At 66.9% G+C, this 23268-nt stretch carries 18 protein-coding genes, 1 tRNA gene and 1 pseudogene; 11 read left to right on the top strand and 9 right to left on the bottom strand.

Annotated features, from left to right (window positions below; genetic code table 11):
- Positions 1 to 18 precede the first annotated feature (18 nt).
- From AC52GN_RS08100 to AC52GN_RS08075, 6 genes and pseudogenes are all read left to right on the top strand, one after another.
- Positions 19 to 909: an agmatinase family protein gene (locus AC52GN_RS08100; RefSeq protein ID WP_496528727.1), complete on the top strand. Its 891-nt coding sequence runs from the start codon at positions 19 to 21 to the stop codon at positions 907 to 909.
- Positions 909 to 2120 (top strand): imidazolonepropionase, encoded by a 1212-nt coding sequence (hutI, locus tag AC52GN_RS08095; RefSeq protein ID WP_496528785.1) that lies wholly within the window; start codon positions 909 to 911, stop codon positions 2118 to 2120. Before AC52GN_RS08100 ends, hutI begins: the two co-directional genes overlap by 1 nt.
- A gap of 36 nt (positions 2121 to 2156) precedes the next feature.
- Positions 2157 to 2442 (top strand): annotated as a pseudogene (locus AC52GN_RS08090) (FAD-dependent oxidoreductase); the annotation flags it as partial.
- A gap of 46 nt (positions 2443 to 2488) precedes the next feature.
- The gene (locus AC52GN_RS08085) at positions 2489 to 2746 is read left to right on the top strand and encodes a hypothetical protein (RefSeq protein WP_496528726.1); all 258 of its coding nucleotides are present in this window, start codon (positions 2489 to 2491) and stop codon (positions 2744 to 2746) included.
- A 137-nt stretch (positions 2747 to 2883) separates the two neighbouring features.
- Positions 2884 to 5625 carry a valine--tRNA ligase gene (locus tag AC52GN_RS08080; protein ID WP_496528725.1) on the top strand — a complete coding sequence of 914 codons (2742 nt, stop codon included), beginning with the start codon at positions 2884 to 2886 and terminating at the stop codon, positions 5623 to 5625.
- A gap of 4 nt (positions 5626 to 5629) precedes the next feature.
- Complete coding sequence (locus AC52GN_RS08075) at positions 5630 to 6355, top strand: TlyA family RNA methyltransferase (RefSeq protein ID WP_496528724.1); 726 nt, start codon at positions 5630 to 5632, stop codon at positions 6353 to 6355.
- Between the two features lie 73 nt (positions 6356 to 6428).
- Here the strand turns inward: AC52GN_RS08075 and AC52GN_RS08070 are convergent, their stop codons facing one another.
- Complete coding sequence (locus AC52GN_RS08070) at positions 6429 to 7073, bottom strand: glycine zipper 2TM domain-containing protein (RefSeq protein ID WP_496528723.1); 645 nt, start codon at positions 7071 to 7073, stop codon at positions 6429 to 6431.
- A 153-nt stretch (positions 7074 to 7226) separates the two neighbouring features.
- Between AC52GN_RS08070 and AC52GN_RS08065 the strand changes: the two genes are divergently transcribed.
- Complete coding sequence (locus AC52GN_RS08065) at positions 7227 to 8471, top strand: class I SAM-dependent RNA methyltransferase (RefSeq protein WP_496528722.1); 1245 nt, start codon at positions 7227 to 7229, stop codon at positions 8469 to 8471.
- Here the strand turns inward: AC52GN_RS08065 and AC52GN_RS08060 are convergent, their stop codons facing one another.
- From AC52GN_RS08060 to AC52GN_RS08045, 4 genes are all read right to left on the bottom strand, one after another.
- Complete coding sequence (locus tag AC52GN_RS08060; RefSeq protein ID WP_496528721.1) at positions 8472 to 9548, bottom strand: PA0069 family radical SAM protein; 1077 nt, start codon at positions 9546 to 9548, stop codon at positions 8472 to 8474.
- Positions 9549 to 9632: 84 nt separating this feature from the next.
- The gene (locus AC52GN_RS08055) at positions 9633 to 13871 is read right to left on the bottom strand and encodes a translocation/assembly module TamB domain-containing protein (protein ID WP_496528720.1); all 4239 of its coding nucleotides are present in this window, start codon (positions 13869 to 13871) and stop codon (positions 9633 to 9635) included.
- Positions 13868 to 15616, bottom strand: a complete 1749-nt coding sequence (locus tag AC52GN_RS08050; protein WP_496528719.1) for an autotransporter assembly complex protein TamA — start codon at positions 15614 to 15616, stop codon at positions 13868 to 13870. The genes AC52GN_RS08055 and AC52GN_RS08050 overlap by 4 nt, the downstream gene beginning before the upstream one ends.
- A 95-nt stretch (positions 15617 to 15711) precedes the next feature.
- The gene (locus AC52GN_RS08045; RefSeq protein ID WP_496528718.1) at positions 15712 to 16188 is read right to left on the bottom strand and encodes a hypothetical protein; all 477 of its coding nucleotides are present in this window, start codon (positions 16186 to 16188) and stop codon (positions 15712 to 15714) included.
- 34 nt (positions 16189 to 16222) lie between these two features.
- On the opposite strand from AC52GN_RS08045, the gene AC52GN_RS08040 reads away from it, so the two are divergent.
- Positions 16223 to 16299: transfer RNA gene (locus tag AC52GN_RS08040), tRNA-Lys, on the top strand.
- Between the two features lie 24 nt (positions 16300 to 16323).
- Here the strand turns inward: AC52GN_RS08040 and AC52GN_RS08035 are convergent.
- Positions 16324 to 16530: a hypothetical protein gene (locus AC52GN_RS08035; RefSeq protein ID WP_496528717.1), complete on the bottom strand. Its 207-nt coding sequence runs from the start codon at positions 16528 to 16530 to the stop codon at positions 16324 to 16326.
- 83 nt (positions 16531 to 16613) lie between these two features.
- Between AC52GN_RS08035 and AC52GN_RS08030 the strand changes: the two genes are divergently transcribed.
- Entirely contained in the window at positions 16614 to 17162 is a 549-nt protein-coding gene (locus tag AC52GN_RS08030) for a hypothetical protein (RefSeq protein WP_338574738.1), read from the top strand.
- Here the strand turns inward: AC52GN_RS08030 and tgt are convergent.
- Positions 17159 to 18271, bottom strand: a complete 1113-nt coding sequence (gene tgt / locus AC52GN_RS08025) for a tRNA guanosine(34) transglycosylase Tgt (protein WP_496528716.1) — start codon at positions 18269 to 18271, stop codon at positions 17159 to 17161. The genes AC52GN_RS08030 and tgt overlap by 4 nt on opposite strands.
- A 197-nt stretch (positions 18272 to 18468) precedes the next feature.
- On the opposite strand from tgt, the gene AC52GN_RS08020 reads away from it, so the two are divergent.
- Positions 18469 to 21075 (top strand): TonB-dependent receptor, encoded by a 2607-nt coding sequence (locus AC52GN_RS08020; protein ID WP_496528715.1) that lies wholly within the window; start codon positions 18469 to 18471, stop codon positions 21073 to 21075.
- A 7-nt stretch (positions 21076 to 21082) separates the two neighbouring features.
- On the opposite strand, the gene AC52GN_RS08015 is transcribed toward AC52GN_RS08020, so the two are convergent.
- Complete coding sequence (locus AC52GN_RS08015) at positions 21083 to 21559, bottom strand: hypothetical protein (RefSeq protein WP_338574746.1); 477 nt, start codon at positions 21557 to 21559, stop codon at positions 21083 to 21085.
- Positions 21556 to 22650 carry a tRNA preQ1(34) S-adenosylmethionine ribosyltransferase-isomerase QueA gene (queA, locus tag AC52GN_RS08010; protein ID WP_346487056.1) on the bottom strand — a complete coding sequence of 365 codons (1095 nt, stop codon included), beginning with the start codon at positions 22648 to 22650 and terminating at the stop codon, positions 21556 to 21558. Before queA ends, AC52GN_RS08015 begins: the two co-directional genes overlap by 4 nt.
- A gap of 114 nt (positions 22651 to 22764) precedes the next feature.
- Here queA and AC52GN_RS08005 point away from each other — a divergent pair, with 114 nt between their 5' ends.
- The gene (locus tag AC52GN_RS08005) at positions 22765 to 23223 is read left to right on the top strand and encodes a MaoC family dehydratase (protein WP_343829681.1); all 459 of its coding nucleotides are present in this window, start codon (positions 22765 to 22767) and stop codon (positions 23221 to 23223) included.
- The last annotated feature ends 45 nt before the right edge of the window (positions 23224 to 23268 follow it).

The following is a 23268-nucleotide window of genomic DNA, read 5'->3' as shown; positions in this document are numbered from 1 at the left end:
GGCCAAAGGATGACATCCATGAGCGAACCGTCTGAGGCCCTCGGCTGGCGTTGTGTCGGCGATCTGGTCGGCCAGCATCCCGAGGCGCGCGTCGCCCTGATCGGCGCGCCGCTGAACGAGCGGTCGTTGACGCCGGGGCGTTGCGATCTGGGACCGAAGGCCCTGCGAGGCGTGCTGCCGCGTTTGTCGACCTATGATGTCGAGACGGGGCTGGAACTTGAGATCAAGGTCCATGACGCGGGCGATGTGGCGCTGAAAGCTGTCTCGCCCTTCGACGCTTTTGAGCCGGTGCGCGACGCGGTGGCGGCGCAGGCCCATCGCGACCTGACCATTCTGGTCGGCGGCAACAACGCCATCACCCGTCCCGGTGTTCATGCTCTGGGACTAGAGCGCGTCGGCGTGCTGACGCTGGACGCCCACTTCGACCTGCGCGACACGGATCAGGGCCTGACCAACGGCAACCCGATCCAGGCGCTGCTGGATGACGGCATGGACGGCCGCCGCATCAGCCAAGTCGGCCTGGCCCCCTTCGCCAACACCCGCCGCGCCCATGAAAAGGCTGAGGCAGCGGGCATCAGCGTCCGCACCGCCCGCGAGTGCCGCCAGCGCGGTCTGGCCAACATCGTGGTCGAGGAACTGGAGCGCCTGTCGTCCCTGTGCGAGGTTATTTACGTCGACTTCGACATCGACGTGATCGACCGCAGCCAGTGGCCCGCCAGCCCCGGCGCGCGGCCGGGCGGGGTGTCGGTGCACGACTTTTTCGACGCCGCCCGCGCCATCGGCGCCCACGCCAAGGTCCGCGCCGTCGACCTGACCGAATACGACCCGTCGCTGGAAGTCGGCGACCTCGGCTCCCTGACGGCGGGGCGCTGGTTCTGTGAAATTCTGGCTGGAGTGGCTGCGCGATGATCGACGCCGATCTGCTGGTCACCGACTGCCACGTCGCCGCCATGACCGAGAGCGGCGCCCCCTATGGCGCGATCGAAGACGCCGCCATCCTGATCAAGGACGGGCGCATCGCCTGGGTCGGGCCGCGCGCCGATCTGCCTGTGCACAAGGCTGTGGAAGCCGACAGTCTGGGCGGGCGCTGGGTCACGCCGGGGCTGGTGGACTGCCACACCCATCTGGTCTTCGGCGGCGACCGCTCGGGCGAGTTCGAGCGGCGGCTGGAAGGCGCGACCTATGAAGAGATCGCGCGCGCCGGCGGCGGCATCGTCTCGTCCGTGCGCGCAACGCGCGAGGAGAGTGAGGATCAGCTCTACGCCTCGGCCGTGGCGCGGCTGGAAGGGCTGAAGGCCACCGGCGTCACCACGGTCGAGATCAAGTCCGGCTATGGCCTGGATCACGACAGCGAACTGAAGATGTTGCGCGTCGCTCGCCGGATCGGTCGCGAGGCGGGGGTGCGGGTGCGCACCTCCTATCTCGGCCTTCATGCGATGCCGCCGGAGCATAAGGTCGACCGCGTCGTCTATGTGGACAAGGCTGTGGACGAAATCCTGCCCGCCGCCCATGCCGAGGGACTTGTCGACGCCGTCGACGCCTATTGCGAGCCCATCGCCTTCTCGGTGGAGGAGGTCAGCCGCCTGTTCGACAAGGCCGAGGAACTGGGCCTGCCGGTCAAGCTGCACGCCGACCAGTTGTCGGACGGCGGCGGGGCGGCGCTGGCTGCCCGCTATCAGGCGCTGTCGGCCGACCATATCGAGCACACGACCGAGGCGGGCGTGAAGGCGATGGCCGAGGCGGGCGTTGTGGCGGTGCTGCTGCCCGGCGCCTTCCTGATGCTGCGAGAGACGCAGGCGCCGCCGATCGCCCTGCTGCGCCAGCATGGCGCGCGCATGGCGGTGGCGACGGACTGCAACCCCGGCACCTCGCCGGTCGCCTCGATGACGGCGGCGATCAACCTGGCCTGCGTCCAGTTCCGCCTGACGCCGGAAGAGGCGCTGGCGGGCGCCACGCGCAACGCGGCCCGCGCGCTGGGCCTGCAGGACGAGATCGGCACGGTGGAGGCGGGCAAGGCCGCCGATCTGGCCGTCTGGAACATCAGCCGCCCGGCGGAACTGGCCTATTGGCTGGGCAAGCCGCTGCTGCATCGCCGCTATCTGGCGGGACGCGCGGCCTAGGACTAGCGTCGCTCCCTCAAGCGGGAGGGAGCGCGCATGGCGCAGACGGAAACGGACGTCGTCATCCTGGGCTGCGGGCACAACGGACTGGTCTGCGCCTTCTATCTGGCGCGGGCCGGGCTGAAGGTCACGGTGCTGGAGCGGCGCGGCGTCGTCGGCGGGGCGGCGGTGACCGAGGAATTCCATCCCGGCTTCCGCAACTCGACCGCCAGCTACACCGTCAGCCTGCTGAACCCGCGCGTCATCGCCGACATGGAGTTGCCGCGCCACGGGTTGCGGGTGGTGGAGCGACGGGCGGCGAACTTCCTGCCCTTTGACGACGGGCGTTACTTGCTCAAGCCGGCCGGATCAAGGCGTCCGCGCGCGCCGTGCAGATCGAGGCGTCGCTCGACAAGGTGAACCCGCGCAAGCCCTTGCCCGAAGCGCCCGCAGTCCTGGCCGGCGTGCTGCTGGAAGAACTGCGCCGCGAAGGCCGGCCGCTACAGCCTCTTGAACTGGCGCGCCGCTTCGATGGTCGGATCGGCCGTCGCAAGACGGACCGGATCGAGCAGACCCTGGCCGTCCTGGCTGTGGCGGGGTCGGTTCAGCGGACGGACGACGGCTGGTTCTCACCGCGGCGTCACTGATTTGACCTAGCCGCCGGGCGCGGCGATCATTAAGTCACATAAGGGCGGTTCCGGCGGGACCGCCCTTTGCTTTACCGAAGAATTCCAGCCCCGATCGGCGGCGCATTCACGCGACGCCTCGGGGAAACGAGATGACCATGCTTGAGAAGACGTTCGAACCCAAGGCCGCCGAGCCGCGCATCTACGCCCAGTGGGAGGACAGCGGCCTGTTCGCTCCGCGCGCGGCCAAGCCGACCGACGGCGCCGCCGACGCTTATTCGATCGTCATTCCGCCGCCGAACGTAACGGGCAGCCTGCACATCGGCCACGCCCTGAACAACACGCTTCAGGACATTCTGGCTCGCTATCACCGGATGAAGGGCAAGGCCGTTCTGTGGCTGCCGGGCACCGACCACGCGGGCATCGCCACCCAGATGGTGGTCGAGCGCAAGCTGGCGGCTGAGGGCAATATCGGCCGCCGCGACATGGGCCGGGACGCCTTCATCGAGAAGGTGTGGGAGTGGAAGGCCGAATCCGGCGGGACCATCGTGCGCCAACTGCGCCGTCTGGGCTCGTCCTGCGACTGGTCGCGCGAACGCTTTACGCTGGACGAAGGGCTGAACGCCGCCGTCCGCAAGGTCTTCGTCCAGCTGCACAAGGACGGGCTGATCTATCGCGACAAGCGTCTGGTGAACTGGGATCCGCATTTCCAGACCGCCATCTCGGACCTTGAGGTCGAGCAGAAAGAGGTCGACGGCGCCTATTGGCACTTCGCCTATCGCCTTTCGGACGGCGTGACCTATGAGCACCCGGTCGCCTTCGACGAAGACGGCAAGGCGACCGAGTTCGAGACGCGCGACTTCATCGTCGTGGCGACGACCCGGCCGGAGACCATGCTGGGCGACACCGGCGTGGCCGTTCACCCAGAGGACGAACGCTACAAGGGTCTGGTCGGCAAGTTCGTGACCCTGCCGATCACGGGGCGCCGCATTCCGATCGTCGCCGACGACTACGCCGACCCGACCAAGGGGTCGGGCGCGGTGAAGATCACGCCTGCCCATGATTTCAACGACTTCGGCGTCGGAAAGCGTGCGGGACTTGAAGCGCTGAACGTCATGGACGCCTTCGGCCGGATCACCGCCGCCGACACGCCCGACGTGCCTGCCGAATACGAAGGCATGGACCGCTTCGCCGCGCGCAAGGCCATCGTCGCCCGCGCCGAGGAAGAAGGCTGGCTGCGCGAGATCGAGAAGACCAAGCACATGGTCCCGCACGGCGACCGCTCGGGCGTCGTCATCGAGCCGTGGATGACGGACCAGTGGTACGTCGACGCCAAGGTCATGGCCCAGCCGGCCCTGAAGGCGGTCGAGGAGGGCACGACCGTTTTCGAGCCGAAGTCCTACGAGAAGATCTACTTCGAATGGCTGCGCAACATCGAGCCGTGGTGCATCTCGCGCCAGCTGTGGTGGGGCCACCGTATCCCGGCCTGGTATGGCCCCAACGGCGAGATCTACGTCGCCGAGACGGAAGATGACGCCCGCGAACAGGCATTGTCGGACTATGATTCCGAGGTCGTGCTGACCCAGGACGAGGACGTTCTGGACACCTGGTTCAGTTCCGCCCTGTGGCCGTTCTCGACCATGGGCTGGCCGGAAAAGACCGAGGATCTGGAGCGCTTCTATCCGACCAGCGATCTGGTCACGGCGGCGGACATCATCTTCTTCTGGGTCGCCCGGATGATGATGATGGGCCTGCACTTCATGGACGGAGAAGTCCCGTTCAAGCGTGTCATCATCAACGGTCTGGTCCGCGACGAGAAGGGCCAGAAGATGTCGAAGTCCAAGGGCAACGTCATCGACCCGCTGAACATCATCGACGAACTGGGCGCCGACCCGCTGCGCTTCACCATGGCCATCCTGTCGGGCACGCGCGACATCAAGTTGTCGAAGCAGCGCATTGAAGGCTATCGCAATTTCGGCACCAAGCTGTGGAACGCCGCCCGCTTCAGCCAGATGAACGAGGCGCGTCGGGTGGAGGACTTCGACCCCGCGACTGTGCAGCAGACGATCAACCGCTGGATCCGCGGCGAGCTGACCAAGGCCGAGCGTCAGGTGTCGGACGCTATCGAAGGCGGCCGTTTCGATGATGCGGCGGGCGCGCTTTACCGCTTCATCTGGAACGTCTTCTGCGACTGGTATCTGGAACTGGCCAAGCCGGTGTTCAACGGTTCGGACGAAGCCGCCAAGGCCGAGACTCGCGCCATGACCGCCTGGACCATCGATCAGACGCTGAAGCTGTTGCACCCGGTCATGCCCTACATCACCGAGGAGCTGTGGGCCGAACTGGGCAGGGAAGGCCCGGCTCGCGAGGGATTGCTGATGGGCGAGACCTGGCCGGTGCTGCCGGACGCTTTCGTGGATACGGACGCCGAGGCCGAGATCGGCTGGCTGGTCGATCTGATCGGCGAAATCCGCGCGCTGCGGGCCGAGATGAACGTGCCGCCGTCGGCCAAGCCGCCGCTCGCCTTTGTCGCCCCGGACCCGGCCACGGCTGAACGCATCGCACGTCACCGCGACCTGATCCTGACCCTGGGCCGCGTGTCCGAGGTCGCCGTGGCCGAGGCCGCGCCCGCCGGAGCCGTGACCTTCGTCTCGGGCGGGGCGACGGTCGCCCTGTCGTTGGCCGGAATCATCGATCTGGACGCCGAACGCGCGCGCCTTGAGAAGGAGATCGCCGTCTTCGACGCTGACATCGGCCATGTGAACAAGAAGCTGGGCAACCCCAACTTCGTCGCCCGCGCCGCCGCCGAAGTGGTCGAGGAGCAGCGCGCCAAACTGGCTGAAGCCGAAGAGGGCAAGGCCCGGCTGCAGGCCGCGCTGAAGCGGCTGGAAACCCTGTAAGGGCGTGAGGATCGACCAGCTTCTCGTCGCGCGCGGCGTCTTCGACAGTCGCGCCCGCGCCCGCGCCGCCATCGAGGCGGGGCGGGTGAGGGCGGACGGCCGCGTCGTCGCCAAGCCTTCCGAAAAGGTCGCGGAAGACGCCGTCATCGAGGCCGAGGCCGCCCATCCCTGGGTCGGTCGCGGCGCCTTGAAGCTGGCGCACGCGCTGGAGCTGTGGCCGGTCGCGATTGAGGGGCGCGTGGTGCTGGATGTCGGCGCCTCGACCGGCGGCTTCACCGAGGTCTGTCTGGATCGCGGCGCGGCGCAGGTTTTCGCCGTGGATGTCGGCACAGGGCAGCTGCATCCCTCGGTCGCCGCCGATCCGCGTGTCGTGAATCTGGAGAAGACTGACGCACGCCACCTGACCACGGCTCTGATCACCGAGACGCCGTCGCTGATCGTCTGCGACGCCAGCTTCATCAGCCTGTCGAAGGTTCTGCCCGCTGCGCTGGCTCTGGCGGAGCCGGAGGCGGATCTGATCACGCTTGTGAAGCCTCAGTTCGAGGCGGACGGCCCCAAGGCGGTCGGCAAGAAGGGCGTGGTCAAGGATCCGGAGGCGCATGCCGCCGCCGTGGCCAGGGTGCGCGCCTGGCTGGAAGAGAGCGGCTGGACTGTGCGCGAGATCGCCGACAGCCCCATCACCGGCGGCGACGGCAACGTCGAGTTCCTGCTCTGGGCTCAGAAAGCCTGAGCCCAAACGATTTGAGGGCCGCCGGTGATCCGGCGGCCCTCTTCACATCGTCGATTGACAGGGGGGCTGAAACTTAATCGACGACGCGATAGCGGCCCGATTGGTCCATGCAGGTGCGCACGTAGCGCGTCTCCATGCGACCGTCGGGAAGACGGATGTTGCTCTCGGCCAGGCGGCACTGATCGGCGTCGCGGGGCGTGGAGGCGTAGGTATCGGGATCGTCCCGGTAATAGTCGTAAGCATCGCGACGGTCGTCGTAGCGACGATCGTAGTCATAGCCGCGATTGTCATAGCCTCGGTTGTCGTAACCATAGGCAGGCGGGACGTAGGTTCCCTGATAGCCATAGTTGGCGTCGCGGCGATAACGGCTGTCGCAGGCGGCCGAGCTGTTTCCCACGCCGGCGCCGATCGCGGCGCCCAGGACGCCGCCCAGAGCGCTGCCTTCGGTGCGGCGGCCGCGGGCCGCCATCTGGGAGCCGGCGACGGCGCCGATGGCGGCGCCCAGCAGGCCGCCGGTCGTGGCGCGCTGGCGCTGATCACGCACGCAGGGATCGTAATAGGTCCCCTGGCCGTAGCCGCTGTTTCCATAGCCATAGGCGGGCGGATAGTCATAGCCGTAGCTCTGGGCCGAGGCGACGCCGGGCAGGGCGACGGCCGAGGCGCAGGCCAGGGCGGCGATGGCGGCGACCGAGGCTTTTTTCGAGATGAGAGCGATCATCGTTTCTGTTCCTTCGACGGACGTTCTCTGAACGGGTCAGGCCGCCGTCTGTTGCAGCCATTGATAGGGCCGCGAAGCTGAACGGCTTTTGATCGCGTCGTTCATCTTCGTTCATGTTTCGATTTTCGCGCGGAAACCGTTAGAAGCCGCCGCATGACGCAAACGCTGACCATCGCCCGCATGGGCCATCAGGGCGACGGGATCGCCGACACCGCCGACGGCCCGGTCTTCGTACCGGGCGCCTTGCCGGACGAGGTGATCGCGGCCGAGGTCAAGGGCGGGCGGGCCGAGCGATTCGAGTTGATCGAGGCCAGTCCCGAACGGCGTCCGATTCACTCGCAAACCTATGCCGAATGCGGTGTCGCGCCGTTGCAGCACTGGGCCGACGCGCCCTACCTGGCCTGGAAGCGCGAGGTGGTGCTCCAGACCCTGGCGCGCGAAGGGCTGGAGACTGAGGTGGAGGCGACGGTGGCCACGCCGCTGGCCAGTCGCCGGCGCCTGGCGTTGCACGCGCGCCAGGGGCCGGACGGGCGAGTCATCCTGGGCTTCAAGGCGCGCAAGTCGTGGCGAGTGGTGGAGCTTACGGACTGCCCGTTGTCGGACTCGCTCCTGACGGCGGCTCTGCCGGCGCTCGCCAAGGTCGCGGCGCCTTTCCTGGGCCATCCCAAGTCGGCGCCGACCCTGCACGTCACCCTGACCGACAGTGGTCTGGACGTCGATGTGACGGGGGTGGAGAAGCGTTCCGGCGGCCTGAACGGCGACCAGCTGGCGCTCGCCATTGCAGCGGCGGCCGCAGCGGATCTGGCGCGCCTCAGCCTGGACGGCGATACGCTGGTGATGGCGCGTCAGCCTCGCGTTCGGTTCGGACGGGCGTCTGTGCCCTTGCCGCCGGGCGCCTTCCTGCAAGCGTCGCCGGCCGCCGAGGCCGCCATGGTCGAACGCGCCGTCGAGGCGGTGAGGGGGGCCAGGAAGGTCGCCGACCTGTTCTGCGGCGCGGGAACCTTCACCTTTCCGCTGGCCGAGGTCGCCAGCGTCACGGCGGCCGATTCCGCCGCCGCCTCCATCGCCGCCCTCAAGGCGGGCGTGAGCACGGCGCAGGGGCTGAAAGGAATCGAGGCCCAGGCGCGCGATCTGTTCCGTCGTCCTCTATCGCCCTACGACCTGAAGGGGTGCGAGGCCATCGTCCTTGATCCGCCGCGCGCGGGCGCCCTGGAGCAGACGCAGCAACTTCCGGGGACCAAGGCCTCGGTCATCGTCGGCGTATCCTGCAATCCCCAGACCTTCGCTCGCGACGCGCGCGTTCTGGTCGATGCCGGTTTCCGGCTCGAGAAGGTCACGCCTATCGATCAGTTCATCTGGTCGACGCATATCGAACTGGTGGGCGTCTTCCGGCGCTGATCAGGATGCCAGGTCGAACAGGTCCAGTTGGGGACGGGCGTCGGCGGGAATGCGAAACTGGGTCACGTCCAGCGTATGACGAGGGCCGTCCAGACCGTAGCGTTTGACCGCCGTCTTGAAGCGCGCGGCGATCAGTTCGGCGACGGGACCCGTTCCCTTCATTCGCTGCGACCAGTCCGGGTCGTAGTCCTTGCCGCCTCGCGTCTGGCGGATCAGCGACATGACGCGCGCCGCGCGGTCGGGGCGGGCGTCGGCCAGCCATTCGCGGAACAGGTCCTTGATTTCGAGCGGCAGGCGCAGGGTCACGTACATGGCCGAGGTCGCCCCGGCCTTCTGCGCCGCCTCCAGCACCGCTTCGAGTTCATGATCGTTCAGGCCGGGGATGACCGGGGCGAAACCGACGCCGACCGGGCATCCAGCTTCGGCCAGGCGGCTGATCGCTTCCAGTCGTTTGGCGGGCGTGGAGGCGCGCGGCTCCATCGCCCGCGCCAGCTTGCGGTCCAGGGTGGTGATGGAGACGAAGGCCGAGGCCAGGCCTTGTCTTCCCATGTCGCCCAGAATGTCTGCGTCACGCGCGATCAACACCGACTTGGTGATGATGCTGAACGGCTGTTTGAACCGTTGCATGACCTCCAGGATCGAACGGGTCGATTTCGTTTCGCGCTCGACCGGCTGATAGGGGTCGGTGTTGCCGCCTATGTGGATGCGCCGGCAGACGTATCTGGGTTTTGAGAGCTCCTGTTCCAGCAGACGCGCGGCGTCCGGCTTGAAGAAGATCCGGCTCTCGAAATCCAGGCCCGGGGATAGGCCCATCCAGGCATGGGACGGACGGGCGTAGCAGTAGATGCAGCCATGTTCGCAGCCCTTGTAGGGGTTGATGGAGCGATCGAAGCCGACGTCGGGACTCGTATTACGGGCGATGATGGTGCGGGCGTGTTCCGGGGACAGGGTGGTGCGGAGCGGCGGGGCCGCTTCGTCCTGATCCGTCCAGCCGTCGTCCCAAGCCTCGCGTCGGTCGGCTTCATACCGACCCGAGGCGTTGGAACGTGCGCCGCGTCCATTGATCGCCTTGTTCATGGCCGCATGATGCGGAACGAAGTGGAACAAATCAAGAACAAATTGGTCGAAGAACAACCCGGCGGTCAGGCCGGGTTGTCTGTTCTAGCGTCGCGTGGAGGCGTTGGGGCGGCGATCTCGACGATCGCCGCCGGGACGAGGGCCTTCGCGCCGCCACCGGACGGATAGGGAGGTGTCGCCTTCGCCGCCGAACTTCGAGGTGATGGCGAGGTTGCGCCGGACCTGCCACTCGACGCTGACTGCGGCTCCGCGTTCGGCGCCGCCGATCACTTCGAGGTAGACGTCGTCCGTGATGTAGCGGCCGCCAGCCACGGTCAGGCTGGACGCTTCGCCGCTGAAGGAGAGGCGATCCAGACCGGCCAGTTCTCTCAGGTTGCCGATCACGTCGAACCCGCCGCCTCCCGCCAGGGAGGCCACGGCCGAGGCCAGTTGGGCCGCCTCGAACGGCGACAACTGCGCCGCCGATCGGCCGAACAACACCTGCGACAGGATTTCGTCCTGGGGCAGGGCGGGCGTGGAGGTCAGCTCGATCTTGGGTTCGGCGGCGCTGCCGGTGACCTTGATCACGGCGGTCAGGGCCGGGTCTTCGCGCACGGCCTGAAGATTCAGCCGGATGCGCGCTGGATCGGTGGACAGGATGACCGAGCCGCGATCATCGAAGACGAAACGCTTGCCTGCGAATTCATAGTCGCCGCGCACCACATTGGCCGTGCCGGTCAACTGAGGCTGGGCGATGGTGCCGCGCACCCTGGCGTTGGCGGCCAATTCGACGTTCAGTCCGCGGCCGCGAAGATGAATTTCGCGCCCTGTCAGGGTCAGATCCAGGCCGATCTGGGGGCCGCCCGCCGTCTTCTTCTCGGTTTCGACCGGATCGCCGCCGGGGCGATTGATCTCGACCACGTCCATCTTGACGATGCCGTTGGAGCCAGGCAGCTCCGGCGAGATTTCGGCCTCGTCGATATTCACGGCGCCTGTCAGGCGGATGTTGCCGTCGGCGCCGCGCACTGCGGTCAGGCGGCCGTTTGCGCGGGCCTGGGCGATATCGTTGTCGATGACGCGGAAGCGCGTCAGCTCGAGCTGCAGGGTCGAGGGCGATCCCTGGCGCAGGCCCAGATCGCCGCTGCCTGACACCTCGCCCTTCAGTCCGTCAGTGGCCTGGAAACGTTCGATCACGGCCTGGCTGTCGTTGAAGCGGCTGGCCAGGGTCACGCTTTCGAGGCGGAGCCCCGTGGCGCTGTCGCGGAATGCGCCCTGTTCAAGATCCAGGCGACCGTTCAGGCGCGGGGCGTTCAGCGTGCCGGCCAGGGTCGCCTGACCGTTCACCTGGCCGGACAGCGACTGGGCGCCGCCGAGGAACAGGTCCCAGATCGGCTGTATCTGACCACGAATGGCGACCTGACCCGACATGTCGCGGGTGCGGGCGATGGCGAGGCGCAGAGGCGCGGCGGAAGCCTCGACCGGCAGGCTGACATCAGCGGTCGCCTGAACGGCCGTGCCGTCGTTGGCCTGGGCGCGCAGCCTAAGGATGTTGTCGCCGAGGTCGGCGTTCAACGTGCCGTCGACGGCCAGTCCTCGAGGGGCGTCCACGCTGCGAAGCTGTTTCAGGTCGATGTTGGCGGAGCCGCGCAGCGTGTCGCCCTGGCCTTGCATCGAGACGCGGCCCGTCACCTGCCCGCGCAGGTCGGGCGCGAGAGAGCCCATTTCGACATTGGTCATATCGGCCTGAATGACGCTGCCCTGGCTATCCTGCTTCAGTTCGCCGGTCAGGACGCCGCCGCCGACGCCCAGGTCCAGGCGTGCGACGCGGCCGTCGCCGTTGATGGCGAAGACGGCGGGCGCACGGGTGGTGAAGGCGATCTCGCGCACGCGGCCGCCGCCGCGCAGGGTCAGGCTCTGGGCTGCGTCCTGGCGGGAATACTCGCCCGAACCATTGAACTGCACGGGATTGGCGCCGCCCACATCGGCCGCCAGGGTGAAGGGCAGGCGGTCCAGCGTGCCCTGACCCTTCAGCGACAGGTTGCGCAAGGTCCAGTCCTGGCCGATCAGGCGCACGTTGCGGCCCGTGACGTCCAGCACGGCGGTCTGGTCGCCGGCGCCTTCGGTCAGACGTACGCGGCCATTGGCCTCGCCGGAGGCCAGGAAGGCGCCTTGACGCGCGGTGAAGGTCAGGTCGGCGCTGGAGGGAAAGTTATTCGACAGGGCGACGTCGCCCTGGGCCGCCACGCCGCCCGCGTTCACATCGACGTCCGACAGCCGCAGGCGCGGTCCGCCCAGGTAGAAGTTGCCCGAGGCGTGGGCCGGTCCGTAGTTGGAGCCGGAGTTCAGGACGACACGCCCGTCCGAGGCGTCGGCGCCCTTGCGGAAGCTGAGCACCAGATCGGCGTTGGTTAGGGTCAGGCCGCCCGCCGCCACCTTGTCGAAGGCGGCGCGCAGGTCGGCGCGCGGCTGGGCCAGGGTGCCGGTCAGGGCGCCGTCGCCCGACATGGCGCCGTCGATGGCGACCGGGCCGACGCCGAACGGGCCCTGGGCGTTCCAGTCCAGCGCCAGCCGCAACTTGGCCCCCTCGATCAGGCCCTTGGCCCCCGCACGCCCGGCGGCGCCGGTCAGTTCGCCGCGATCGATGGAGACGACGCCGTCATTCAGGGAACCGGCCAGTTGCAGGCGCGGCGTCGCGCCCAGAAGACGGTCTAGCTCTTCCATGCCGACGGCCATGCGCGAACCGCGCCCGTCGAAGCTGAGGGTCCAGGGCGCGCCGGCCTTGGCTGAGGCGGCGCGGATCGGGCCGCCGAACGCGCCGCGCGCGCCGGGCTGGATGCGCGATAGGTCGGTCAAGTCGGCCCGGCCGGTGAAGTTCAGGCCGCCGTTCAGGCCGCGCCCGCCCGACCCGACCAAGGTCAGGCCCTGGCCGCGTGCGTCGATCTTCTTCAGCAGCATGGCGCCGTCGGCCATGCGCGCGCCTTCCATCTGGATGCGCGGCGAAGAGCCCAACAGTCCGCCGATGATGCCCGCCGCAGAGCCGCCGACGGCGCGCACGTCGGTCGTCACGTCGATACGGCCCTTGTTGGCGGCGATATTGACCGGGCCTGAGATGCGCGTGGCGCGATAGGAGGCGATGTCGGCGTTCAGCAGGCTGGCCGAGCCTTGCAGGGTCCAGACCTGGGCGTCGCCCTTGAACACGCCCGTATAGGCCGCCGGACCGGCGACGGGGTTCCCCACCAGGCGGCTGAGCGAGGGGGTGTTCAGCTCCAGGCTGATGCCGTCGGGCGAGGTGTTGTCCGTAGTGCGGATCAGGCCTCGCGCGCTGGATTCGATGTTGTCAGCGTACAGGCGCCAGGCCACGCCCTGATAGCCTTCACGCTTGGCGTCCGGCGTCATGGCGAAGCCGAAGCGGGCGGTGCGGCCGATACGCTCGACGAAGGGCTCCAACAGGTCCGAGCCGGAGAAGTCGGCGTAACCCGACACCTTGGCGCCGGTGTCGCCATAGGTCCCCTTCACCAGAAGCGGGCGAAACTGGCCGGTTTGGACGGCCACGTCGATGACCTCGCCGTTGACCACGGCGACGGCCGAGAAGGGTTGATCCGGCGAATAGCCCAGCGATCCGGCGATAGGGCCGCCCTGGGCTTCATTGGCGCGCAGGTTGACCCGCAGGTCTTCGGGTTTGTCGCCGAAGGCGGCGGCCAGACGGAGATAGTCGCCCTTGCGGTTCAGGCTGTAGGCGTTGACGTTGGCGCTCTTGACGCCCTTGCGCGGAATGGCGGCGTCGCCGCTGAGGGTCCAGCGGCCGTATTCCTTGGAGAAGCCTTCCAGCAGTTCGACATTGGCGCTGAAGCGGTCGATGTCGATGGAGATGGCCTGCGGCCCGCCCGGCTCGCTGGGCGGCTCCAATTCGGGTCGGCGTAGCAGGCGAATCTGGCCCGCGCTGATTTCGGTCGCATGGAAGCGGCGAGCCAGAAGAGGCCAGTAGGACCAGTCGACACGGACATCGGTCGCTTCCAGCCAGACGCCCTTCTCGTCGGTCACGGTGACGCGCTTCAGGCGGAAGTCGTTGAACAGGTCGCCCTGCAACCCTTCGACGTTGATCCGGCCATAGCGGCTGATCTTCTTGCCCGCGACGAAACTGGTGATCAGTTCGCGCCCCGCGTCGGACACGAGGTACATCCGTCCTCCCACCAGGGCGACGACGATCAGGGCCAGCAGACCGGCGAAGGTCGCGCCCGCGATGAAGGCCGCCAGTTGCAGGCGCGTACGCTTGCGCTTGGCCTTCTTGGCCGGCGTGTCGGCGACGTCTGCGCCCGTTTCGTGAGGCGGAGGAGTGTCGGTCAAAACGCCTGGCCGATGCTGAGATAGAGCTGGAACCCGGAGTCGCCCTCGCGCTTGTTCAGCGGGAAGGCGATGTCGGCGCGGACGGGGCCGAAAGGCAGCTTGTAGCGGACGCCGACGCCGGCGCCGTATCGCATGTTGCTGAGGTTGGGCGTTTCCTGGAAGCCGACGGCGCCGCCGTCGACGAAGGCCACGGCCTGCAACTTCTCGCCAATATCGCGTCGCACCTCGACGGAGGTTTCGAACAGCGACAGGCCGCCGCGCGGTCGGTTGTTGGGCAGGCGCGGGTTGATGCTCTGATAGGAATAGCCGCGCACCGAGCCGCCGCCGCCTGAATAGAACAGACGATCCGACGGCACGGTCAGTTCCTCGCCGCCTATGATGGAGCCGATGCGCGCCCGCCCGGCCAGCACGGTCTTGGCCCCGTCCTGAAGCGGCAGATAGGCGGTCGCCTGGCCCTCGGTGCGCAGGAACAGCACCGTATCCTCGCCCGCCACTGCGGTCGGTTGCGTCGACAGCGACAGGCGATAGCCCGAAGTCGGGTTCAGAGGATCGTTCGAGCGATCCATGAAGGCGCTGCCGCGCAGGGTGACGATGGCGAGATCGCGGTCGAAGGTGATCGGCTCCTGCGTCACCGGGTCGAAGCGGTATTCGGTGTAACGGCCTGCGTCGACGCCCAGGCCGTAGCTGAACCAGGACGTCTTGCCGAGGCGCTGTGACAGGTCGGCGGCCGCAGTGATGGCGCTGCGGTCGTAGGCGTCGGTCTGCTCGTTGACGATGAAGGACGACAGCTTCAGCGTCCGTCCGGCCCTGCGCCAGTGCGGCTGGGACCATTCACCGCCGATGCGGCTGTCGATGCTGGCGATGCGCGCGCCGTAGCGCAGGGTGTCAGCCCGACCGAAGCGGTTGTATCGGGTGCGGAAGATGTCGACGCCGACGCCTTCATAGGTTGAATAGCTGGCGCCGGCCTCCAGCAGGCTGACCGGGCGATCCGCCAATGTGACTACGACGGGGCGAAGGCCGTCCGGGCGGACATCGTCCAGGGGAGATAGGGCCACGCCCACACCGTCATAGACTCCGGTGTCCAGCAGTCGGCGCTCCAGTTCGGCGACGTCTTCCGGATCGTAGCGGTCGCCCTCGGACCACGGGATGAGACTGTTGAGCCAACTCTCCTTGGTCGGCCCTCGGGTCCGAAGCTGGACGCCGTCCAGGCGTACCAATTCACCGGATTTGATGTTGAAGCCCGGCTGGACCAGGAAGGTGGCGTGATCCACCACCACGCGGCGGGGCAGGGCGGTGGCGTCGGCATATCCTCGGCGGGTCAGGTCGGCGACCACGCGGCCCTCCGCCTCCAGAATATCAGCCGCCCGGCCGGGCGCGCCGGGTTTCAGCCGAATGTCTTCAATGACGGCCGCGCTGGTTTCCGAATCGGGCTCGGGCGCCGTCCAATTGACCGAAGCCTCGCCCAGGACGAAGCGGCGACCCGGAACGACCTGCACTACGGCGACCGGATTTTCCTCGCCCTCCACCTGATCTTCCACGGTGGCTTGATAATAGCCTTCCGACCGGAGCAGGGCCTGGGCCGAGGTCAGGGCCGCGCGAGCGCGACGACGCGCCTCGAAGCGATTGGAAGGCGCTCCGTCGACCTGCCCGATAGCGCGTTCGAGCTGGCTCTTGAGGTCGCCGTCGATCTCACCGCGAATCTGAGCACGGGGTTCGGCGGCGGCCTGGCTTGCAAGGGCGCACAAGGCGGCGCCAGCAAGAAGGAGGGGGAGCCTCGACGTCAAATCCGAACCCTGGTTGCGAGACGATCAAGGGCGCTTAGCCCTGTTCGTCAGGAGAATCAGTAAAACAGCGTATCGCTCTCGGGTTGGACTGTCTCTTCGGAGGACCGTTGGTCCGGCGGCAGAGCCTCGACCGGCGCAGCCGTTTCGACGGGCGCGGGAGCTTCGGCGACAGTCGGCGCGGCGGCGTCTTCGGCGGCGGGCGCTTCGATCGGAGCGGGCGCTTCGACGGGCGTCGGTTCGCTGTAGGGTTGTTCACAGGCGGCAAGGAAGCCGGAGGCGGCCAGCGCCGCCCCGATCAACAGGCGATTCAACATGGATCGATTCATCGTGGGTCCCCCTTCTAGGGGTTGAAAACGTGGAGAAGCGAAGCCGGTTCCTTCGCCGGATCGTCTCCGCGCCTTAGCGAGTTCACGTGAACCTGCAATGAATCGACGCTGGCGGCGGTCGTTTTCAGGGGATCCAGGCTTCATCAGCGCCTTGTTTGCGCGTGGGAAAATTACCTGAAATTTCCACTTGCCCGTCCCGAAGCTCATCCGTATGTTCCGCGCCTCTTCGCAGACGCGATGTGCGCCCCTAGCTCAGTTGGTTAGAGCATCTGACTTTTAATCAGAGGGTCCTCGGTTCGAGCCCGAGGGGGCGTACCACTCCCTTAAAAATCCAAAACGCGTCTAGCGCCGCTGGTTCTTGTTGCGGACAGCGCGTTCGAGTTTTGTCAGGCGTTCGTCCAGCCAACTGACATATGAGGTTCCGACCCCACGCCGCCGCAAGGGGCCGTGGAGCCGCCAGGCGGCCGCGAGCAACGCCGCCAGTACGATTGCGGTGATCACGAAATCCAGCCACGTCAGATTATAAAGCGGGGCGTTCAGCGTGCGCATGACGTCAGCCTAGGCGGGCTTCGAACCTGGTGTCGAGGGAGGCAGGCTTGGCTTTGGGGAGCCGGGCGTGATTAAACGCGCTCATGCGCCAGATTTCCTTGTCCGCCATCGCCGTGTCCCTGTTGCTTGCCGGCTGCAACGCCGGCGCCTCCGCTCGGGATGGGGTGGATCAGGTGGGAACGGGGTTGGGCGACGCCGTGACCGCGCCGCTCGAGGATCTCAACCTCAAGCGTCAGGAAATTCCGACCGTTCTGTTACAGGCGGAATCCAATCCCTATGACGTGCGGAACATGACCCGTTGCTCTGTCATCGCCGCTGAAATAGCTCGGCTGGATGAGGCGCTGGGGCCAGATACGGACGCCGCGCCTACGGATGACGGCACGCTGGCGAGCGAGCGGGCCGCCGATGCTGCGGCTGGGGCGACGCTGGACGCCGTGCGCGGCACCGTGACGGATTTCATTCCCGCCCGCAGCTGGGTGCGCCGCCTAACCGGCGCCGACGCGCACAGCAAGCATGTCCAGTCGGCCATTCAGGCGGGGCTGCGCCGCCGGTCCTTCCTGAAAGGCGTGGGGATGCAGCGCAACTGCGCGCCGCCGGCGGCGCCGGCCGGCTTCGTGCCGCGCCGCGGCTAGGCCTTGAGATGCCGCGCGCGGAAGTCGCGGCGGAACTGGTCGAACCGACCTTCGGCGATGGCCGCGCGCATGGCGGCCGTCAGCGCCTGGAAGAAGGCGATGTTGTGCCAGCTGAGCAGTATCTTGCCGAGAATCTCATCGGCGCGGATCAGGTGGTGCAGGTAAGCCTTTGAATAGTCCTGCGAGGCCGGGCAGGGGACTTCCACATCCAGCGGGTCCTGATCCTCGGCGAAGCGGGCGTTCTTGAGATTCAGCGGGCCGTCCCAGGTCCAGGCCTGGCCGTGGCGTCCCGCGCGGGTCGGCAGGACGCAATCGAACATGTCGACGCCGCGATAAACCGCTTCGACCAGATCGATCGGCTTGCCGACGCCCATAAGATAGCGGGGGCGGTCCTTCGGCAGGAACTCGGGCGCATAGTCCAGCACCTCGCACATGGCCTCATGGCCCTCGCCGACGGCCAGGCCGCCGATGGCGTAGCCGTCGAATCCGATCTCCTGCAGGCGTTCGGAGGACTCGCGGCGCAGGTTTTCATAGGTCGAGCCCTGCTGAATGCCGAACAGGGCCTGCGCGTCGCGCGCGCCGAAGGCGTTCTTCGAGCGCTGGGCCCAGCGCGCGGACAACTCCATGCCTTCGCGGGCGCGCTTTTCCTCGGCGGGCCAGGCGACGCATTCGTCCAACTGCATGACGATGTCGGAGCCCAGGCGGTCGGCCTGAATCTGGATCGAGCGCTCCGGCGTCAGGACGTGCTTGGACCCGTCGATGTGGCTGGAGAAGGTGACGGCCTCCTCGGTGAGCTTGGAGATTCCCGACAGGCTCATGACCTGGAAGCCGCCGGAGTCCGTCAGGATCGGCTTGTCCCAGCGCATGAAATTATGGAGGCCGCCCAGGCGCTCCATCCGCTCGGGACCGGGCCGCAGCATCAGGTGATAGGTGTTGCCCAGAATGATGTCCGCGCCGGTCTGTTTGACCTGATCCACCGTCATCGCCTTGACCGTGGCGGCGGTGCCGACGGGCATGAAGGCGGGGGTGCGAATGTCGCCGCGCGTGGTTTTCAGCACGCCGGTGCGGGCGCGGCCTTCGACGGCGGAAATCTCAAACGGGAAAGGCATGGGCGTTCCTTGCAGGGACGCGCGTCTTAGGCCGAACGGCGAAAGGCCGCCAGCCCTGGGCCGGTTCCTGTCTCAAGGCGGTTCTGTGGCCGTAATCCGGCGCACACGCCTTTGTTTGAATAGCGACGGTTAGTTTGAAACCGAACGATCACGCGGCTGTTAGGGCAGCGCACGAAACCGTGAAAGTCGCCCGATTAATGTTGCTCCGTTCTGGAACCCTGGGTTCCGTTTCCCTGCTTGCGCTCGCCGTCGCTCACCCTGCCTGGTCCCAGGATTCCATTGTAGTCACGCCGCCCTCGACCGCCGCCGGCGGTCCTGTTCAGGTGCAGGATGTGGTGGTGACCGGACTACGCGGAAGCCTGCGCTCGGCCCAGGCGTTGAAACGCAACGCTGACGAGGTGATGGACGCTGTCGTCGCCGAAGACATCGGCAAGCTGCCGGACGTGAACGCCTCGGAATCCCTGGCGCGGGTCACCGGCATCCAGGTCGAGCGAGGTGGCGGGGAAGCGTCGCGCGTGATCGTGCGCGGACTGCCCGATGTGGCCACCACCTATAACGGCCGCGACATCTTCACGGACCAGGGGCGTTCGGTCGCCATGCAGGACTTCCCGGCGGCGGCCATCGCCGCGCTGGAGGTCTACAAGTCCAGTTCCGCCTGGCGGCTGGAATCGGGCATCGCCGGTCTGATCAATGTAAGGTCGCGGCGGCCGTTCGACTTCGACGGTTTCGAGTTGTCGGCTTCGGCGAAGGGCTCCTACGCCACCCAGTCGGAAAGCTATGATCCGAACGGCGACATCCTGATCAGCAACCGGTGGAACACAGGTGCGGGCGAGGTCGGAGCCTTGCTGAACCTGTCATACACCAGCCTGCGCTATCTCGACTCCGTGCGCTGGGACAGCGGCGGAATCGTCGCCGTGGACGGACAGTCGGCCGATCCGGCGGTTCAGGGGGCGCGTTATCCTGACGCCGTCGGCATCTTCTACGGAACCGGCGACCGCTGGCGTCCGTCAGCCAATCTGGCGCTGCAGTGGCGGCCGAACGACCAGTGGGAATTCTATGTCGACGCCCTTTACCAGGGCTATCGGGCAAAGATTTCGGACCGTCAGTTCATCGTGCCGCTGAACCATGAGACGACACGTTTTGACGACGTGACGCTGCGCGACGGCCGCAATGAAATCCAGAGCCTGACCCAGATCGCCGGCCGTCGTCCGGAGCAGTGGCAGGGCGCCTCGACCGGCAAGACGAACACCTGGCAGGCGGCCGTGGGCGGGAGCTACAACGCCGGGCCGCTTCAGATCGCCTTTGACCTGGCGCGCACTGACAGCACCTATGAGTTCTCGAACTACAGCTTCGATACGGCCTTCACCTATGCGCCGGTGACGCTGATCGACTTCGATACGCCGGGGGAGGATGGCGGAGCGACCTTTGACTTCCAGGACTTCGACGTCACAGACCCGAACAACTACGTCTATCGCGGCCTGTTCGACCGCCACTTCATCGGCGCGGGCGACGATTGGCAGGCGAAGGTCGACCTGACTTATGACACGGGCAACAGCCTGATCCCGCAGTTGAAATTCGGGGTGCGTTACGTCGACCGCAACGGCTCCTATCAGAACGGCGAGCGGTATCAGGATCAGGAAAGTCTCGGCTTGCCGTTGACCGCCATCCCGGTGGAGTTGGCCCTCATCCCGGCAGGTTTCAACGGCAGCGACATTCAGGACATGCGCGCCTGGGTGTCGCCGACCTATGGCGGCCTGCGTCAGAACATGGACGCCCTGCGCGCCCTGGCCGGGTTCGAGCCGGGTCGTCCGCCCATCAACCCAGTTCAAACCTATGAGGCGTCGGAGAGGGCCTACACCGCCTATGGTCAGGCGGACTTCGCCATCAACACCCGCATTCCGATCGAAGGCGAACTGGGTCTGCGGATCGTCGCCACCGATTTCAGCGTGCGCGGAACCAGCCGTTCGATTGAGGGCGAGGAAGAGGTGTTTACGCCGGTCGATCAGGGCGGGCGCTATACGGACCTGCTGCCCAGCCTGGGGGTCCGCTTCATGCTGGATGACGACCTGATCCTGCGCATGGCGGCGAACCAGACGCGGACGCGCCCGGCGTTCGGCCAGTTGAATCCAAGCCTGTTCATCAGCCCTTCGGCCGACACCTCGGGACGGCAGACGGCGTCGGGCGGCAACCCTGACCTGAAGCCGATCGAATCGACCAACTATGACCTGACGCTGGAACGCTACTTCGGTGATGCGGGCGCGGCGACGCTGGCGCTGTTCCGACGCGAGATTTCAGGCTTCATCGCCGATCAGACGATGGACATGGACGATCCTGTCTATGGCGTCCTGCGCGTCACGCGGCCCGTCAACCTGAACGACGCCGTGCTGCAGGGCGTGGAAACGTCCTTCACGACCTTCTTCGACTATGAGTTCGTGCCGGAATGGGCGCGGTCGTTCGGGGTGCAGGCCAACGCCACCTATATCGACGGGGCGCTGCCCTATGTGTCGAAATACTCCTACAACCTGACCGGCATGTATGAGAACGGGCCGTGGACGGCGCGGTTGGCCTATAATCTGCGGACCAAGTTCGGCAACGGCGTCATCGGCGAGCATGTGGACGACGTGGCGCGGCTGGACTTCTCGGCGGGCTGGTCGCCGACCGAGCGGATCACCGTGACCTTCGACGCCACCAATATCCTGGGGCAGCCGTTCCGATCGTTCTTCGACTATGGCGAGGGCGTCTATCCGCGCGACGTGCGTTACGAAGAGAGCCTTTATACCGTGGGGCTGCGCTTCCGGTATTGAGCCGGGATCAGCGCAGGAGCGTCTCGAGACGCTCCGCGCGTTGCAGGTCCTTGGGACGGCCGAACAGGCGGCATTTCTCGATCTGCTCGGCGACGCTGGGGATGTAGAGCGTCCCCCCGTCCAGTTCGATCGCCTGACGGGTGGTGAAGATGACCGGCGTCCAGTCGGCGCCTGCGCGAACGTCCATCATCGCCATGACCTCGACCGGGACCGGCGTGGTCAGGATCTGGCCGAAGACCTGCGACCGGAACAGGCCCTCGCCGGGGTCTTCCACGGTTTCGCCGTGGAGGGCCTCGATCAGGCGCCGGGCATCGCGAGGACTGGTCATCACGTCGACATCGGGCACGTGCCATTCCGACAGGCCCGACAGCGCCATGCCCGCGCCCCCGAACACCCACCAGGGATCCTGCAACTCGCTGGCCGCCGAGGCCAGGATGTCGAAGGTCGCGGCCAGGTTTTCGGGCAGGTCGTCGATGTGGCTCATTGGGCGTCTTCCCGAAACAGCAGGCTTCCGTCGCCATAAGAATAGAAGCGATAGCCGCTGTCGATGGCGTGGGCGTAGGCGGCCCGCATCGTCTCCAGCCCGGCGAAGGCGCTGACCAGCATGAACAGCGTCGATTTCGGCAGGTGGAAGTTGGTCATCAGCACGTCGCAGGCGCGGAAGCGATAGCCCGGCGTGATGAAGATGGCCGTGTCGCCGTGGAAGGGCTGGACCACGCCGTCTTCGGTCGTGGCGCTCTCCAGCAGGCGAAGCGAGGTGGTGCCGATGCAGACGATGCGCCCGCCCGCCGCGCGCACGGCGTTCAGGGCGGCGGCTGTCTCGGCCGAGACCTCGCCCCACTCGGAGTGCATCTTGTGATCGGCCGTGTCGTCCGCCTTGACCGGCAGGAAGGTGCCCGCCCCGACGTGCAGGGTCACGGCGTGGGTCGTAACGCCGCGCGCGCGGATGGCGTCCAGCAGGGCAGGGGTGAAGTGCAGACCCGCCGTCGGCGCCGCGACCGAGCCGTCATGCTCGGCGAAAACGGTCTGATAGTCTGATCGGTCCTGATCATCCTCGGCCCGTTTTGCTGCGATATAGGGGGGCAAAGGCATGACCCCGACCTCGCGGATGGCGTCGTCCAGCACAGGACCGGCCAGATCGAAGCGCAGGGTGACGAGGCCGTCCTCGCCCTTGGCGGTGATCTCGGCGTCGACCTGGCCCAGGAAACAGGCGTTGTCCTCCTCGCGCCCGAAACGCACTCGGTCGCCGACCTTCAGCCGCTTACCGGGCTTCATGAAGGCGCTCCAGACGTCGGGCGCGTCGCGGTGGTGCAGGGTCGCCTCGACCGGCACCGACAGAAGCTCGCCTTCAGGCCCGGTGCGGTGGCGCACGCCCGACAGACGGGCGGGGATCACGCGAGTGTCGTTGAAGACCAAGGCGTCGCCGGGCTGCAGGAAGTCCGGCAGGTCGCGGATGATCTTGTCCTGAAGATCGCCGCCCTTCACCACCAGAAGGCGGGCCGAGTCGCGCGGGTCGGCGGGGCGCAGGGCGATGCACGCCTCGGGCAGGTCGAAGTCGAAATCGGATGTCCGCATGAGGCGGGCAATGCTCACGCCCCGCCTTTGCGGTCAAGCGAGGCGCAGCCGAAAGTCGACTGGCGAAATTCGGCCCAGCCGCTATGTCAGGCGCAGCCAATGGGAGTTGAGTGCATGACCGACCGCTATCTGGACGACCTGACCGTCGGCGAAAGCTGGGACAGCGAACCCTTCACGATCACGGAGGATGAGATCATCGCCTTCGCGACCGAGTTCGACCCCCAGCCCATGCATGTCGACAAGGCGGCGGCCGAGGCGGGACGGTTCGGCGGCCTGATCGCCAGCGGATGGCATGTCTGTTCGCGCGTCATGCGCCAGTTCGTGGACGAAGCCTATTTCGGCAAGACGCCTTTGCTGGGCATGAACGTCGACGCGCTGTGGTGGGTGCGGCCCGTGCGGCCGGGCGACATCCTGACGGTGCGCCGCGAGATCATCGAAATCCGCCCGTCGAAGAGCCAGCCCGACCGCGGCGTCGTCCGCACCAAGACGACCGTCACCAACCAGGACGGCGACCTGGCCATGAGCTTCGAGAACCAGATGCAGCTGCCGAGGAACGCCGAAGCGCGACTGTAGAACGCCGCCGCTGTTGACCCCGGGCCCTCAAGGCGTCAAAGCCCG

Source organism: Brevundimonas sp. SS2672, from assembly GCF_059579685.1.
This window is presented reverse-complemented; position numbering and strand designations above follow the sequence as displayed.

Excerpts from the sequence above, each read along its gene's own strand:
- AC52GN_RS08100 (WP_496528727.1), top strand. The coding sequence starts at position 19 with ATGAGCGAACCGTCTGAGGCCCTCGGCTGGCGTTGTGTCGGCGATCTG.
- AC52GN_RS08080 (WP_496528725.1), top strand. The coding sequence starts at position 2,884 with ATGCTTGAGAAGACGTTCGAACCCAAGGCCGCCGAGCCGCGCATCTAC.
- AC52GN_RS08070 (WP_496528723.1), bottom strand. The coding sequence starts at position 7,073 with ATGATCGCTCTCATCTCGAAAAAAGCCTCGGTCGCCGCCATCGCCGCC.
- AC52GN_RS08065 (WP_496528722.1), top strand. The coding sequence starts at position 7,227 with ATGACGCAAACGCTGACCATCGCCCGCATGGGCCATCAGGGCGACGGG.
- AC52GN_RS08060 (WP_496528721.1), bottom strand. The coding sequence starts at position 9,548 with ATGAACAAGGCGATCAATGGACGCGGCGCACGTTCCAACGCCTCGGGT.
- AC52GN_RS08045 (WP_496528718.1), bottom strand. The coding sequence starts at position 16,188 with ATGAGCTTCGGGACGGGCAAGTGGAAATTTCAGGTAATTTTCCCACGC.
- AC52GN_RS08035 (WP_496528717.1), bottom strand. The coding sequence starts at position 16,530 with ATGCGCACGCTGAACGCCCCGCTTTATAATCTGACGTGGCTGGATTTC.
- AC52GN_RS08030 (WP_338574738.1), top strand. The coding sequence starts at position 16,614 with ATGCGCCAGATTTCCTTGTCCGCCATCGCCGTGTCCCTGTTGCTTGCC.
- tgt (WP_496528716.1), bottom strand. The coding sequence starts at position 18,271 with ATGCCTTTCCCGTTTGAGATTTCCGCCGTCGAAGGCCGCGCCCGCACC.
- AC52GN_RS08020 (WP_496528715.1), top strand. The coding sequence starts at position 18,469 with ATGTTGCTCCGTTCTGGAACCCTGGGTTCCGTTTCCCTGCTTGCGCTC.
- AC52GN_RS08015 (WP_338574746.1), bottom strand. The coding sequence starts at position 21,559 with ATGAGCCACATCGACGACCTGCCCGAAAACCTGGCCGCGACCTTCGAC.
- queA (WP_346487056.1), bottom strand. The coding sequence starts at position 22,650 with ATGCGGACATCCGATTTCGACTTCGACCTGCCCGAGGCGTGCATCGCC.
- AC52GN_RS08005 (WP_343829681.1), top strand. The coding sequence starts at position 22,765 with ATGACCGACCGCTATCTGGACGACCTGACCGTCGGCGAAAGCTGGGAC.